The following is a 14,519-nucleotide window of genomic DNA, read 5'->3' on the forward strand; positions in this document are numbered from 1 at the left end:
CCCACAGCCCCAGCTGCCCCGGCCGTGGCGCCGACCGGCGCAGCCCCCGTCCGCGGACGGACCGAGAAACTCTCCCGCCTGCGGGCGTTGGTCGCTCGCCGCATGGTCGAGTCGCTGCAGATCAGCGCGCAGCTCACCACCGTGGTGGAGGCCGACGTCACCCGGATCGCACGGCTGCGGGACCGGGCGAAGAGCGACTTCCAGGCTTGGGAGGGCATCAAGCTGTCATTCCTGCCGTTCTTCGCCTTGGCGACCTGTGCGGCGCTGCGTGAGTTCCCGCAGCTCAACTCCAGCATCGACGTCGAGGCGGGCACGGTCACCTACCACGGGGAGGAGAACCTCGGCATAGCCGTGGACTCCGAGCGTGGTCTGGTCGTGCCCGTCATCCACAACGCCGGCAATCTCAATCTCATCGGGCTGGCACGCAAGATCGACGACTTGGCGAGCCGCACCCGGGCCAACCGAATCTCGCCCGACGAGCTCGGCGGGGGCACCTTCACCCTGACGAACACCGGCAGTCGAGGCGCCCTGTTCGACACGCCGATCATCAACCAGCCGCAGGTGGGCATCCTCGGCACCGGCATCGTGACGAAGAAGCCGGCCGTCGTCGACGATCCGGAGCTGGGCGAGATCATCGCGGTTCGTTCGACGGTGTACCTGTCCCTCACCTACGACCACCGCATCGTCGACGGTGCCGACGCAGCTCGCTTCCTGGCCTTCATTAAGCACCGGCTGGAAAACGGAGCCTTCGAAGCCGAACTCGGTCTGTAGCCCGGTCCCGGCCGGCTGACCGGACGGTCAGCCGGCCGGGACCGGGACGTTCTCCGAGACCCGCCAGCCGGAGCCGGTACGGATCAGGGTGAGGTCACGCCGTTCCGGCGGCTTCGCCGCCTGATGCGCCACCACCTTCCCCCCGGCGTCGAGGAAGTCGTAGGCGTTCAGGCGTTGGGTGACCCGCAGCACGGTGCGGTCCGGTTCCTCGACCCGGACCTTGAGATCGAGGATGTCGCTGCGCAGTGCCGAGGCATGCGCCCCCCTCGCGACCACCTGCCTCATCAGCGCGACGTCCGAAGCGTGCAGCTCACTACCCGCGGCATCAGACTCTGTCAGGAGGTTCTCGTCAGCCCGCTCGAACGCACGGCTGCGCGCGGTGTTCAACTCGGCGAGTACCGAACGCCAGACCTGCTCGGGCGACTGATTGGCGACCGGCGACGCCGTCGGTTCCCGCCCAGCCGCGGAGGCTGCACCGGTTGGTGGCGCAGACGTCCCGGCCGCGCCGGGCGCATCGTCCTTCTCCGGGCTGGCCAGCAGCAACGCGACGGCCACCACGACCACCGGCAGGCCCAGCCCGGCGGTCACCGGGAACAGCAAGCGCTGGCGGCGGGCTCCCACCCGACGCGGTCGGCGCGCGGAGGTCGGCCGGGTGCTTCGGCCCGGAGAGCTGAGGCCCCCCGGGGTGGCCGCACCCCCGGTGGCCGACCCGTTGCCCCCGGCGCCCCGGCCGCCACCGCGGGCGGCCTTCCGAGGGTTGGTCGTCGCACGGGTCGACCGTCGGGGCGGTGGCGGCAATGAGTCGAGCAGTTCCGCGGCGTCGACGGCCGTCGCTCCGGTGATGGTTCGGTCGGGCGGGGCCGGATCGCCGGGCGGGTCCACCCGGGGGATCACCGGCAGGGTTTCGGTCGGCGAGGGGCCGCGCCGCGCCGCGCCACCCGGCTCGCCGCCGCCCGCCAAGCGGACCGGGAGCGGAGTCGCACTGCGGGCCAGCGACGCGGCGAGTTCCAGGGCACTCGGTCGTCGGCGCGGGTCGTCGATCATGGCGGTCGCCACCGCCACCGCCACCGCCACCGCGGCTGCGTCCGGCCCGGTGGCCTCACGCATCGCCCCGAGCAGCAAAGTGGCCAGATCATGGACATCCGCAGACGCGGCCTCAGGTGGGATCGGATCCGGTCTGGCGGCGTCGGCCAGCGCCGCGGCCCCGAGCCCGATCAGAACCGGACGCCCGTTCGGCTCCAACAGGATGTCCTCACGCTCGAGCCGGCCATGCACGACGCCGACGGCGTGCGCGGCGGCCAGGGCCTGCGCGATCGGCAGACCGATCGTGACGACCTCACCGGGGTCCAGGTCCCCGCGGGCGGCGAGCAGCCGCGCGAGGCTGACACCGCCGACGACCGGCTCGGTGATCAACGCCAGGCCCTCCGCGGTCGGCAACACCGCCACGACCGGCACCAGATGGGGATGCTCCAGGTCCACGAGGGCCCGGGCCGCGATAACCGCCGCGGAACGCAGCACTGGGTCCGGCGCCAGCCGCACCCGCCGCACCACGCACTCGATCCCGGACTGGTCGAACTGACCCGACCAGAGCTCTCCAGAGCCGGCGTCCCGCAGGCGGGAACGCATGCTCACCCCCGGGACCTCGGGTACGCGGCCGACGCGCCGGGCCAGTCTGTCCGCGGAATCGTCGGTGAAGGTCACAAGAAGCGACGCTAGGCTCAAACTCGTCCGGTCTGCATACCTCTTCGTCCGGTTGTGGATAACTTTTTACGATCCGCCGCGGGGCATGCGATCGATGACCGTCACGTGCGACAGCCTTCAGAGAGCGACGAACCTGTGCAGATCCTCGCCACCAGCGGTGGCTTCCTTCCGGACGGCCGCTACGGAGCCAAGGTCGGTCCCATCCTCCATCACGCCATCAGTCTGTCCGCGACGGGCGCACGGCCCCGGGTATGCCTGCTGCAGACCGCCCTGGGCGACGACCAGGCCGCCTACGCCCGCGGGTACGCGGCGTTCAACCGCGACCGACCCGACGTGCTGGTCTCCCACCTCACGCTGTTCCCGATGCCGAACATCGCCGACATCCGCGCCCATCTGCTGGCGCAGGACGTCGTCTGGGTCGGCGGGGGCAGCGTCGCCAATCTGCTCGCGGTCTGGGCCGTGCACGGGCTCGGTGAGATCTTCCGCGAGGCGTGGGAGGCGGGGGTCGTGCTCGGCGGAGTCTCCGCCGGTTCACTGTGCTGGCATATGGGCGGCACCACCGACTCCTTCGGCCCGGATCTCCGCCCGGTGGCGAACGGCCTCGGCCTGCTGCCCTTCAGCAACACCCCGCATTACGACTCGGAGGCCGGCCGGCGGCCGCTGTTCCAGCGGCTGGTCGCCGAGGGCACGCTGCCGGCCGGATGGGCGACCGACGACGGAGTGGGTCTGCACTTCCACGGCACCGATCTCGTCGAGGCGGTGGCCGACCGGCCCGGGGTGCACGCCTGGCGGGTCGAACGCGGTCCGGACGGCACCGCCGTGGAGACCGCGGTGGTGCCCCGTCTGCTACCCGCGGTGCCCCGCGACTGAGCCGGCAGGCTTATGATTGTGGATGTTCTCAGGCTTTCCGCGGTCCCCTACCGCGAAGCATGGGACATACAGCGCTTCCTCGCCGAAATTCGCTTGGCCGCGGAGCGGCCCCTTCTTCGCACCGGTCGCTGAGCAGATGGAGCTGGTGGTATGACCGCCGTCGCCCCCGAGGGTCGTCCGCTGCTGCGCATCGAGGCCCGTAATGCGCAGACGCCGATCGAACGCAAGCCATCGTGGATCAGGACTCGGCTGCGCACCGGCCCGCAATACCAGGACGTCAAGGGGCTGGTCCAATCGGCCGGGCTGCACACGGTGTGCGAGGAAGCCGGCTGTCCCAATATCTACGAATGCTGGGAGGACCGCGAGGCGACCTTCCTGATCGGCGGGGAGGTCTGCACCCGCCGCTGCGACTTCTGCCAGATCGACTCCGGGCGGCCCGCACCGCTCGACCATGACGAGCCGCGCCGGGTGGCGGAGTCCGTCGCCACCATGGGCCTGCGGTACGCGACGGTCACCGGAGTCGCTCGGGACGACCTCGCGGACGGCGGCTCGCGGCTGTACGCGGAGACGGTCCGCCAGATCCACGCTCGCTCGGCCGGTACCGGCGTGGAGGTCCTGATCCCGGACTTCGGCGGCCGGCCCGACCAGTTGGGCGAGGTGTTCGGCGCGGCGCCCGAGGTACTCGCCCACAACCTCGAAACCGTACCCCGGATCTTCAGGCGGATCCGGCCGGCGTTCCGGTACGAACGCTCACTCGACGTGCTGCGCCAGGCCCGCCAGTCCGGGCTGGTCACGAAGTCGAACCTCATCCTGGGTCTAGGTGAGACGGCGGAGGAGATCCACACGGCCCTGCGGGATCTGCGGTCGGCGGGGTGTGAGCTACTCACCGTGACCCAGTACCTGCGCCCGACGCCGCGGCACCATCCGGTCGAGCGGTGGGTGCGGCCGGAGGAGTTCCTCGACTGGGAACGTGTCGGCGCGGAGCTCGGCTTCTCCGGGGTGATGTCCGGTCCGCTCGTCCGGTCTTCCTACCGGGCCGGCCGTCTCTACCAGCAAGCGATGACGGCACGTGACCAGGGTCGCAGCGAAATGTCCGTTCCCCCGGAAAGTGTGTCGGAAAACTCTCACGGGCAATGGCCGAGTCCGTGGTGACCATTCCTCGAAGCAGCTAGAATTAGCTTAGCGTTACCCCCTTGTTACGTGGGGGTCATCCTCTTCGCCCATCATCGAGGTGTGTGCCCACGACCGTGCCGGGAGGTCGTTCCCATCGTGCTCCGTTCACTGCTCAGCGTTCTCGAAGAAGTGACCCTGCTGCTGCTGCCGCACGGAGGTCAGAAGACCGCGCGTCGTAACGCGTGGCGGGCGGCCACCGATCTGCACGTGACGACCGGCTATCGATGGATGGACACCACCGTGCCGCTGTCGGTCACGCCGGTCACGCCCGGGCCGCCCCGAGTCACCACCCCGGGCCGCCGCCCCGCGTCCGCTCGCGGTCGCCACCCAGCACTGATCCGCGTCACGCCCTGATCACGCCCGGCAGTCAGATCCGCCAGACTTCCCGCCGGCCAATGGCGATCGGCGGGCGCGGGACGAGCATGCCTACCGCCAGCCAGGAGGCCGTAGGCTCGCGGTCATGGCACTGAAGAAGAAGCCGACGGACGCCCCGGGGTCGGCGATCCCGGGAGCGGCGGGGAAGGACCAGTCGGCGGGCGCAGCCGACAAGAACGGCGCGGCTGGCAGGCGCGGCACCAATCCTGGCTCCGCGGGGAAGATCCCCGGCACGGCCGGCAAGGGTGGCGCGGCCGGTCGGAACGGCCGCAGCGGCGAGGCGGGACCGGGAAAGGGATTCACCACCCGGGTCGCCCAACTCCGGATGATCTACAAGGTCACCCGGCAACGCGATCCGCAGGCGTTCTGGATCACCCTGGCAGGCTTCCTCGCTCCGGTCGCCGTCGGCATCGTGCTCGCAATCTTCGTCGGTCCGCTGTACCTGTGGATTCCGATCGCCCTCCTGCTCGGGGTGGTCGTCGCCCTGAACCTGTTCAGCCGACGGGTGCAGCGGACCGCCTACGCCGAGATGGAAGGCAAACCGGGCGCCGCCGCCGGGGTGATCGAACGGATGCGGGGCGACTGGCGCCTCACCCCCGCCGTCGGCGTCAACCGGCATCAGGATGTGGTGCACCGTGTCGTCTGCCGCGCCGGGATCGTGATCATCGCGGAGGGTCGCGGGCGTGGCCCGCGGGAACTGCTCGCCGCCGAGAAGCGCCGGATCCGCAAGGCCGTCGGCGACACGCCGGTGACCGACATCATCATCGGCACCAGTGAGGGGGAGACTCCCCTGCCCAAGCTGCAGAGCACCCTGATGCGGCTGCGGCGCACCCTGCGCCGCGGCGAGGTCGATGCCCTTGACCGTCGCCTGCGGGCGATGGGCGGCGCAGCGCTGCCGATCCCGAAGGGACCGATCCCCCGCAACATCCCGCGCGGCGGCCGCATCCGCTAGCGCCGCCGCCAGGCGTGGTCCGCCGTGCCACCCACGGTGGACCACCCCCGAAGCCCCGTAGTGGAGGGATCCGCGCTACTTCTCGGGGCCGGAGCCCACGGGGTCGCGCACCACCACGGTCCCGGCGGCGCGATCGTGAAGGCCGCGTAGGTCACGGTCCCAGATGAACACCGGGATGAACAGGCCCAGCAGAACGGTACGCACGACGATCCACGGCCAGGACTGCCGACCACAGTCACGCAGCCGGATCACGCGGATGCCGACCAGCCGCATGCCGATCGTCTGGCCGGCCGTACCGACGAGGATCAGCTCCTCGAGCAGGAAGACCGCGTAGATCGCGAGGCCACGCGCATCGGCGGCGTAGCTCAGTCCGACGATGTACAGCATGCCGACGATCAGGTTCGCGGCGACCGCGTCCACGAGGTAGGCCAGCAGGCGCGGACCGAACCCGACCACGGATCCTCGGCCGTCCCGCGGCAACCCGAGGCGTACCCCGGGCGGGGTGTCCCGCGGCAGACCTAGCCCGTCAAGCCAGCCTCCAAGTGCTCGTCCCACGACGCAAGCTTATGTGGCACCGCAACATGCACCCAACTCATCACGTTAAGTGATTAAGTAGGTTTCGGTAACGCTACGGAAACTATCCCGTGATGTCGTGCGCCGACGGCCTGGTGACCGGAGACACGCCAACATGGCGTAACCTGTGGCCCTAAGAAGCGTGACGCGATGCTGGAGGACGAATGTTCGCAAAAGCAGAAGACGTGCTTCGCTATATCCGGGACGAAGACGTTCAGTTCATCGATGTCAGGTTCTGCGATCTTCCCGGGATCATGCAGCACTTCACCATCCCGACCCAGGTCTTCGCGGAGTCGGTGTTCACCGAAGGCCTGATGTTCGACGGCTCGTCGATCCGCGGCTTCCAGGCCATCCACGAGTCCGACATGCTGCTGCTGCCGGATCCGCACACCGCTTTCGTGGACCCCTTCCGCGAGCACAAGACCCTCGCCATGACGTTCTTCATCCATGACCCGATCACCAAGGAACAGTACTCCCGGGACCCGCGCAACATCGCCAAGAAGGCGGAGACCTATCTCCGGGGCACCGGCGTCGCGGACACCGCGTATTTCGGTCCGGAGGCGGAGTTCTACATCTTCGACGATGTCCGCTATGACTACAACCCCTACGGGTCGATGCACCAGGTCGACTCGGTCGAAGCCGCCTGGAACACCTCCCGGAAGGAAGAGGGCGGAAACCTCGGGTACAAGCCGAGGTTCAAGGGCGGCTATTTCCCGGTGCCGCCCACGGACCACTTCACCGACCTGCGTTCCGAGATGACCCGGGTGCTCTATGAGACGGGTATCACCGTCGAGATGCAGCACCACGAGGTCGGCACCGCGGGCCAGGCGGAGATCGACATCAGGTACGACACGCTCCTGAAGACCGCCGACAACCTGATGCTCTACAAGTACATCATCCGCAACGTCGCCCGCGGCCGCGGCAAGACCGTTACCTTCATGCCGAAGCCGCTGTTCGAGGACAACGGATCCGGTATGCACGTCCACTCCAGCCTGTGGAAGGACGGGGAGCCGCTCTTCTACAGCCCGAACGGGTACGGCGGTCTCTCGGACACCGCCCGCTACTACATCGGGGGGCTGCTGCACCACGCCCCGGCGCTGCTGGCCTTCACCAACCCCACCACGAACTCCTACCGTCGGCTCGTGCCCGGCTACGAGGCGCCCGTCAACCTGGTCTACTCGGCCCGCAACCGGTCGGCGTGCTGCCGCATCCCGCTCAGCGGTGACTCACCGAAGGCCAAACGGGTCGAGTTCCGCGTGCCGGACCCGAGCTGCAACCCGTATCTCGCCTTCGCCGCGATTCTGATGGCGGGGCTCGACGGCGTGCGGAACAAGATTGATCCGCCGGACCCGATCGACAAGGATCTCTACGACCTCCCGCCGGACGAGCTGGCCGCGGTTCCCCAGGTCCCGGGTTCGCTGGAGAAGGTGCTCGACGCGCTGGAGGCGGACAACGAGTTCCTGCGGGAGGGCGACGTCTTCACCGCGGATCTGATCGAGACCTGGCTGGACTACAAGCGGGTCAACGAGGTCGACGCCATCCGCCTGCGGCCGCATCCTTACGAGTTCACCCTCTACTACGACATCTGACGCCCAGCCGTAAGGTTCCGGCCATTGACCCATCGCCGGGCCGCGGGTGATCCGGCGGGCGCCGAGGCGGTGACCGCGGCCTGCTCCCAGACAGGTGCGGCACGGTGAACCGCGGGGGGTCGGTCACGCTCTCGAGGCGGGCGGCCCCGATTGACCCCTGCGGTTCGTCTGGTCCTTCGCCGCGGTGGCAGAAGGCCTCTTCGAGCCGGGGACGCGTGCGGAAACCAGGTCGCGCCGCCACCTCCGGGCGGAGACCGGCCGAAGGCCCGCCGATATCCACCGAGTGCCGGCGAGCGCCAGAAAGATCACGGGCAGGGGATGCCCGGACCCTTTCCCGGGGTACCAGGCTAAACCCCCGAACCCACATTGAAAATTAATATACTAATTCCCCGAGGCCCTACTTCGACGACGTCGGAGGCGGGCCTCACGTCTATGCGGAACGGCGCAGTCCGGAATACCGGCCATCTCCCTCCGACACCCGCCGGGACACCACGACACGAAAGCGGAGCCGGGGACTCCGAAAATCCCGGACGGCAGTCGGCCCCGATCGCCCAGGGCCAGCCTTTCGTGACATAGCAGAGACCGAAAATTAACAATCACGGAACAGGAAGGTAACTGGGCACGACAAGGCTCCGGTCGAACCCTCCCGTCATTCGCGGCCTGGGTCGGCTGACCAGGCCGATCACGAAGTCGCTCCGTAACGTACAGGATCAACCACGGGGAGTATGAGTGAGTTATCAGGCCGAATACATCTGGATCGACGGCACCGAGCCCGAGCCGCTGATGCGCAGCAAGACCCGCATCAGCAGGGACGGTAAGGAGCCGGAGATCTGGGGCTTCGACGGCTCGAGCACCAACCAGGCGCCCGGATCGAACTCGGACTGCGTGCTGCGGCCCGTCTTCGTCACGCCCGACCCGCTGCGGGGTGGCGACAACCTCCTGGTGCTCTGCGAGGTCGAGCTGACCGACTTCACGCCGCACCCGACGAACACCCGGGCCGCCGCCCGGACCGTCGCCGAGAAGTACGCCGACATGACGCCGATGTTCGGCATCGAGCAGGAGTACACCTTCTTCAAGGACGGCCGTCCCTACGGCTGGCCGGAGGTCGGCTACCCCGCGCCGCAGGGACCGTACTACTGTGGCGTCGGCGGCTCGAAGATGCCCGGCCGCCAGATCGTCGAAAGGCACGCGCAGGCCTGCCTCGACGCCGGTCTCGCCATCGAGGGCACCAACGCCGAGGTCATGATGGGCCAGTGGGAGTTCCAGATCGGCGTGCTCCCCGCCCCGGCGATCGGCGACCAGATTTGGCTGGGCCGCTGGCTGCTCCACCGGATCGCCGAGGACTACGGCGTCGAGGTGTCGTTCGCCGCCAAGCCGATCCCGGGCGACTGGAACGGTGCCGGCGCGCACACCAACTTCTCCACCAGGCAGACGATGGAGGGCTGGGACGCCATCGTCGCCTGCTGCGAGGCGCTCGGCACCCGGGTGCTGGAGCACGTGACCCACTACGGTCACGGCATCCAGGACCGACTGACCGGTAAGCACGAGACGGCTCCGTGGAACAAGTTCTCCTGGGGCGCCTCCGACCGCGGCGCGTCGATCCGGATTCCGTGGGCTGTCGAGAAGGCCAAGAAGGGCTGGCTGGAGGACCGCCGCCCGAACGCGAACATGGACCCGTACCTGGTCTCCGCGCTCATGATTGACACCTGCTGCAGCGCCCTGGCCGGCGATAAGCCGACGCTGTTCGTGCCGTCCCAGACCACCCCGGCCCCGGCCGGGGCAACCGTCTGACGAACGGTCACCAGGCCGGAGCACAGGCGGCCGTGGCAGTACTCCCGACGACACGACCGCCTGCCCGGTCTTACGGTGGCGCGGTTCCGGCACCACCGGGCGTGCTAGCCGAAATCCGCGGTCCGCTCGCGCGCGAACACCTCCTCGACGACGGCGCGGGCCAGCGCCGCCGACCGGCGGTGCTCGGCGACGAGCTCGCCGGCCCGGTCGGAGGGATATCCCGCCGCGCTCGCCATCGCCTCCAGACCGGGCGGGCGGTCAGGGACGACGTCCGGACGCGGCCAGCCGGCCAGCGTGCTCGCGTTCCGGATGCGGGAGGCGGACATCCAGGCCGCGCGCAGGATCTCCGCCTCGCTCGCGTCGAGCAGACCGGAGACGACCGCAGCCCCCAGGCCCTCGAGCGTCGACGTCGTGCGCAGCGTGGGAATCTGCCGGCCGTGGCGCAGCTGGAGGATCTGCACCGCCCACTCCACGTCGGTCAGCCCCCCGGGGCCGAACTTCAGGTGCAGCGTGCGATCGACTCCCCGTGGGATCCGTTCCCGCTCCATCCGCCCGCGCAGGCGGATGATCTCGTCCAGGGCGCCCGCGGGAAGCGTGGTCGGGTAACGCACCGTGTCCGCTAGCCGGCAGAACCGGTAGGCGAGCCCGGGATCACCGGCCAGGGGCTCCGCCCGCAGCAGCGCCTGCGACTCCCACTCCTGCGACCACCGTTGGTAGTAGGCCGCGTACGCCTCCAGCGTGCGTGAGGCCGGGCCGCTGCGCCCCTCCGGACGCAGCGCTGTGTCCAGGCGCAGCGCCGGATCGGGTCCGGGAACGGCGAGCAGCCGGTGCAGCTCACCGACCACCTCGGCGACAGCCCTGCTCGCCCGGTCCGCTGACGCCCCTGGCCTGGCCTCGTGCACGAACAGCACGTCGGCGTCGCTGCCGTAGGACATCTCCGCGCCGCCGAGCCGGCCCATCGCGATCACCGAGATCCGCGCCGGCAACGACTCCGGGTCACCTCCGGCGACCCTGCGCTCGGCGACAAGCAGGGACGCGGCGATGGTGGCGGCCGCGGCGTCCGCCAGCGCCCGGCCCACGGCTGCGACGTCCTGCAGGCCGAGCAGGTCCGCGCAGGCGACCCGGACCAGTTCGACGCGGCGCACCGCCCGGGCCCGCCCGACGGCCTCCTCCCAGTCGGGGTTGCGGTGGGCGATCGCCACCATGGTCCGGACCAGTGCCTCCCGCGGCACCGGGACGAGATCGTCCTCGGTGCGCAGCAGCCGCACCGACTCCGGCGCGCGGGCCATCAGGTCCGCCACGTACCGGCTGGTCGCGAGTACCCGGGCGAGCCGGTCCGCGGCGCCGGCGGAGTCCCGCAGCAGCCGCAGATACCACGGGGCGCGCCCGAGTGCCTCGCTGACCCGGCGATAGGCCAACAGCCCGGCATCGGGATCGGGGGCGTCGGCGAAGGCGGGCAGCATCGTCGGCAACAGGTGGCGTTGGATCGCGGCCGTCCGGCTCACCCCGCTGGTCAGCGCCTCGATATGGCGCAACGACCGGTCCGGCGCGGCGAATCCGAGCGCGGCCAGCCGGTCGGCCGCCTCCTGGGGAGTAAGGCGGATCTCCTCCGTCGACAGGCGGGCGACCGCCTCCAGCAACGGCTGGTAGAAGAGCTTCTCGTGCAGCGATCGGACGGATCGGACCACCCGGGCGTGGGCGTCCTCGAACGCCTCCGCCGTGCGCAACCCCATCGACCGGGCCAGCCAGCGCAGCTCGGTGGCGTCCCGGGGCAGGGTGTGCACCCGGCGCAGCCGTTGCAGTTGAAGGCGGTGCTCAGCGTTACGGAGAAAACGGTAGGCGTCGGCGAGCCCGGCCGCGTCGCGCCGACCGACGTAGCCGCCGCGGGCCAGACCGTCGATGGCGCCCAGGGTGGATGCGACCCGCAGCTTGGCATCCACCCGGCCGTGGACGAGTTGCAGCAGCTGGACGGCGAACTCGACGTCGCGCAGGCCGCCCGGCCCCAGCTTGAGATTGCGCTCCGCCTCCGCGCGGGACAGCGTCGACTCCACCCGGCGCCGCATCGCCCGCACGTCGGCCACGAAGCCGGGACGGGAGGCCGCCGTCCACACCATGGGCGCGACCATCGCGCAGAACTCGGCGCCCAACGCCAGGTCGCCCGCGATCGGGCGGGCCTTGAGCAACGCCTGGAACTCCCAGGTCCGGGCCCAGCGGCGGTAGTAGGCGTGATGGCTGGCGAGCGTGCGGACCAGGGCACCGTCCCGGCCCTCCGGGCGAAGCCCCACATCGACCTGGAACAGCGCACCGGCGGCGGTGACGGTGCCGGCGGCTCGGACCAGCCCCTCCGCCAGCCGTGCCGCCGCCGTCAGTACCGCCGGCCCGGCCGGTTCCGCCCCGATCTTCCCCCCGTTCGCCGTACCGTTCGCCGCATCGCGGGGTGCCATCGGCTCGGCGACGAACACGACATCGACGTCGCTGACGTAGTTCAGTTCCCGTCCGCCGCACTTGCCCATGCCGATCACGGCGAGCCGGACCGGGGGCAGCCGCGGGTCGAGCCCGGCACGGGCGACCGCCAGCGCCGCGTCCAGCGCGAATCCCGCCAGATCGGCGAGTTCGGCCGTGGCCTCGTCGAGTGGCACCACGCCGGTCAGGTCCCGCGCCGCGAGGACCAGCAGCGCCCTGCGGTACGCGGTCCGCAGGGCGTCGAGGATCTGGGGACCGTCGCCCGCCGCCCGGGGCGCCGGATCGTCCGGATCCGCGCCGACCGCGCGCAGCAGACCTGCCCGCACGCTCGCCGCCTCCGGCGGGGTGGTGACCACCTCGTCGGCTTCCAGGATGTGCCAGTCCGCCGGATGGCGGGCAAGATGATCGCCGAGCGCGATGCTCGCGCCGAGCACGGCGGCGAGCCGTTCCCGCAGCCCCTCGTGGCGGGCCAGCGCACCGACGAAGGCCGCGCCCCCGGCCGGGCCGAGGGCCTCCACGAGCCGGTCCAGCGCGGCGAGAGCCCGGTCCGGATCGGCCGCAGCCGCCAGCGAGCCGACCACGACGTTGGCCTCGAGCCGTTCCTCGCGCACGATTCCCACGGTGGCGGGACCGGGCAGGACATCCCTGCCGGCGGTGGGCGACTGGGCGGCCGGGCTGAGCAGGCCGAGGCGGCGCATTGTCGTCTCGACCCGGTCGACGTCGGTGAAGCCGAGTCGCGCGAGCTGCGCGGCGACCGAGCTCCCCCGCGGATGGGCCGCGACCGGTCCCGGCCCGACCGGCCCCGCCCCGGCTATGGGGGGCCGGGTGCCGGTCCGCCCGGTCATAGCACCGGCAGGTACCGGTCGATCTCGAACGGGGTCACCTGCCGACGGTATTCCAGCCACTCGGCCCGCTTGTTCCGCAGGAAGAAGTCGAACAACTCGTCGCCGAGGGTCTCCCGCACAAGCGCGGAACGCTCCATCACCTTGACCGCCTCGGCGAGCGAGCCGGGCAGAGCGGTGATCCCGCGCTCACGACGCTGCGTGTCGGTGAGCGTCCAGACGTCGTCCGCCGAAGCCGGTGGCAGCTCGTAACCGCCCTGGACACCCCGCAGGCCGGCTGCCAGCACCAGGGCGAAGGTGAGATACGGGTTGCACGCGCTATCCGGCAGCCGGAATTCCACCCGGGTGGCGTTGGATTTGTGGAGCTTGTAGAGCGGAACCCGCACGAGCGCCGAACGGTTGTTGTGGCCCCAGCACACATAGGCCGGCGCCTCCAGCACCTCGCCGACCCGCTGGTCGCCGATGAGCCGCTTGTAGGAGTTCACCCACTGGTTGGTCACCGCGGTGATTTCGGCGGCGTGCGCGAGGAGCCCGGCGATGAAGGCCTTCGCCACCTTGGACAGCTGATAGTCGTCGGTCGGGTCGTGAAAGGCGTTGCGGTCACCCTCGAAAAGGCTCAGATGGGTGTGCATCCCTGACCCGGCCTGGTTACCGAACGGCTTGGGCATGAAGGTGGCGTAAATACCTTGCCGCAACGCCACCTCCTTGACCACCTGGCGGAAGGTCATGATGTTGTCGGCGATGGTGAGGGCGTCGGCGTAGCGGAGATCGATCTCCTGCTGGCCGGGGGCCACCTCGTGGTGGCTGAACTCCACCGAGATGCCCAGCCGTTCGAGCATGCTGATGGCCTGTTGCCGGAAATCATGGCTGATGTCATTGGGGGTCAGGTCGAAGTAGCCTGATTCGTCCACCGGCGGGGGCACCGGGCCACCGCGTTTCGGCGGCTCCCTGAGCAGGAAGAACTCGATCTCCGGATGGGTGTAGAACGTGAACCCCGCGTCGGCCGCCCTGGCTAGCGCGCTCCGCAGCACCCAGCGCGAGTCGGCGGCGGCGGGCGTGCCGTCCGGCATCACGAGGTCGCAGAACATCCGGGCAGTAAGCGGATGTTCACCGCGCCAGGGAAGCACCTGGAAGGTGGAGGGGTCGGGCCGGGCCAGCATGTCGGCCTCGTGTACCCGCGCAAAGCCCTCAATGGCGGACCCGTCGAAACCGATACCCTCCGCCAGCGCCCCCTCGAGCTCCGCGGGGGCGATCTCCACCGACTTCAGGTACCCAAGTACGTCGGTGAACCAGAGCCGAACGAAGCGGATGTCCCGCTCCTCCAGAGTCCGGAGAACGAACTCCTGCTGTTTGTCCATAGTGCCTCCGCGCTGAGGATGTGGACTCGACGATACGGGCCACCCGATGTGCTTATCCCGA

At 70.0% G+C, this 14,519-nt stretch carries 11 protein-coding genes; 7 read left to right on the forward strand and 4 right to left on the reverse strand.

The features are described 5' to 3' along the window. On the forward strand, nt 1-771 hold a 771-nt coding region (locus tag AC08OJ_RS03395; protein ID WP_476595046.1), incomplete at its 5' end, for a 2-oxo acid dehydrogenase subunit E2. A gap of 27 nt (nt 772-798) precedes the next feature. On the opposite strand, the gene AC08OJ_RS03400 is transcribed toward AC08OJ_RS03395, so the two are convergent. Then, entirely contained in the window at nt 799-2,493 is a 1,695-nt protein-coding gene (locus AC08OJ_RS03400) for a protein kinase (RefSeq protein WP_476595047.1), read from the reverse strand. A 114-nt stretch (nt 2,494-2,607) separates the two neighbouring features. Here AC08OJ_RS03400 and AC08OJ_RS03405 point away from each other — a divergent pair, with 114 nt between their 5' ends. The 4 genes from AC08OJ_RS03405 to AC08OJ_RS03420 all read left to right on the forward strand — a co-directional run bounded on the left by AC08OJ_RS03405 (nt 2,608) and on the right by AC08OJ_RS03420 (nt 5,842). Further along, nucleotides 2,608-3,342: a Type 1 glutamine amidotransferase-like domain-containing protein gene (locus AC08OJ_RS03405; RefSeq protein WP_476591715.1), complete on the forward strand. Its 735-nt coding sequence runs from the start codon at nt 2,608-2,610 to the stop codon at nt 3,340-3,342. Nucleotides 3,343-3,492: 150 nt separating this feature from the next. Further along, nucleotides 3,493-4,494, forward strand: coding sequence for a lipoyl synthase (gene lipA / locus AC08OJ_RS03410; RefSeq protein WP_476595048.1), 1,002 nt, complete (start codon nt 3,493-3,495; stop codon nt 4,492-4,494). A gap of 117 nt (nt 4,495-4,611) precedes the next feature. Then, nucleotides 4,612-4,869 carry a hypothetical protein gene (locus AC08OJ_RS03415; protein WP_476591711.1) on the forward strand — a complete coding sequence of 86 codons (258 nt, stop codon included), beginning with the start codon at nt 4,612-4,614 and terminating at the stop codon, nt 4,867-4,869. Between the two features lie 106 nt (nt 4,870-4,975). Then, a complete protein-coding gene (locus AC08OJ_RS03420; RefSeq protein ID WP_476595049.1) occupies nt 4,976-5,842 on the forward strand; it encodes a DUF4191 domain-containing protein in 867 nt (288 codons plus the stop codon). A gap of 75 nt (nt 5,843-5,917) precedes the next feature. Here the strand turns inward: AC08OJ_RS03420 and AC08OJ_RS03425 are convergent, their stop codons facing one another. Then, nucleotides 5,918-6,397 carry an RDD family protein gene (locus AC08OJ_RS03425; protein WP_476591709.1) on the reverse strand — a complete coding sequence of 160 codons (480 nt, stop codon included), beginning with the start codon at nt 6,395-6,397 and terminating at the stop codon, nt 5,918-5,920. 182 nt (nt 6,398-6,579) lie between these two features. Here AC08OJ_RS03425 and glnA point away from each other — a divergent pair, with 182 nt between their 5' ends. Both glnA and glnII read left to right on the forward strand, forming a co-directional pair. Then, a complete protein-coding gene (gene glnA, locus AC08OJ_RS03430) occupies nt 6,580-8,004 on the forward strand; it encodes a type I glutamate--ammonia ligase (protein WP_462187559.1) in 1,425 nt (474 codons plus the stop codon). Nucleotides 8,005-8,733: 729 nt separating this feature from the next. Next, nucleotides 8,734-9,795, forward strand: a complete 1,062-nt coding sequence (glnII, locus tag AC08OJ_RS03435; RefSeq protein WP_476595050.1) for a glutamine synthetase GlnII — start codon at nt 8,734-8,736, stop codon at nt 9,793-9,795. A gap of 104 nt (nt 9,796-9,899) precedes the next feature. On the opposite strand, the gene AC08OJ_RS03440 is transcribed toward glnII, so the two are convergent. Together AC08OJ_RS03440 and AC08OJ_RS03445 are read right to left on the reverse strand one after the other, a co-directional pair. After that, entirely contained in the window at nt 9,900-13,103 is a 3,204-nt protein-coding gene (locus AC08OJ_RS03440; protein WP_476595051.1) for a bifunctional [glutamine synthetase] adenylyltransferase/[glutamine synthetase]-adenylyl-L-tyrosine phosphorylase, read from the reverse strand. Continuing rightward, a complete protein-coding gene (locus AC08OJ_RS03445) occupies nt 13,100-14,458 on the reverse strand; it encodes a glutamine synthetase family protein (RefSeq protein ID WP_462187556.1) in 1,359 nt (452 codons plus the stop codon). Before AC08OJ_RS03445 ends, AC08OJ_RS03440 begins: the two co-directional genes overlap by 4 nt. Nucleotides 14,459-14,519: the final 61 nt, after the last annotated feature.

The organism is Frankia sp. CgKIO3 (assembly GCF_977946435.1).

Coding starts and splice junctions, on each gene's coding strand:
- AC08OJ_RS03420 (WP_476595049.1), top strand. CDS start 4,976: ATGGCACTGAAGAAGAAGCCGACGGACGCCCCGGGGTCGGCGATCCCG.
- AC08OJ_RS03440 (WP_476595051.1), bottom strand. CDS start 13,103: ATGACCGGGCGGACCGGCACCCGGCCCCCCATAGCCGGGGCGGGGCCG.
- glnA (WP_462187559.1), top strand. CDS start 6,580: ATGTTCGCAAAAGCAGAAGACGTGCTTCGCTATATCCGGGACGAAGAC.
- lipA (WP_476595048.1), top strand. CDS start 3,493: ATGACCGCCGTCGCCCCCGAGGGTCGTCCGCTGCTGCGCATCGAGGCC.
- AC08OJ_RS03445 (WP_462187556.1), bottom strand. CDS start 14,458: ATGGACAAACAGCAGGAGTTCGTTCTCCGGACTCTGGAGGAGCGGGAC.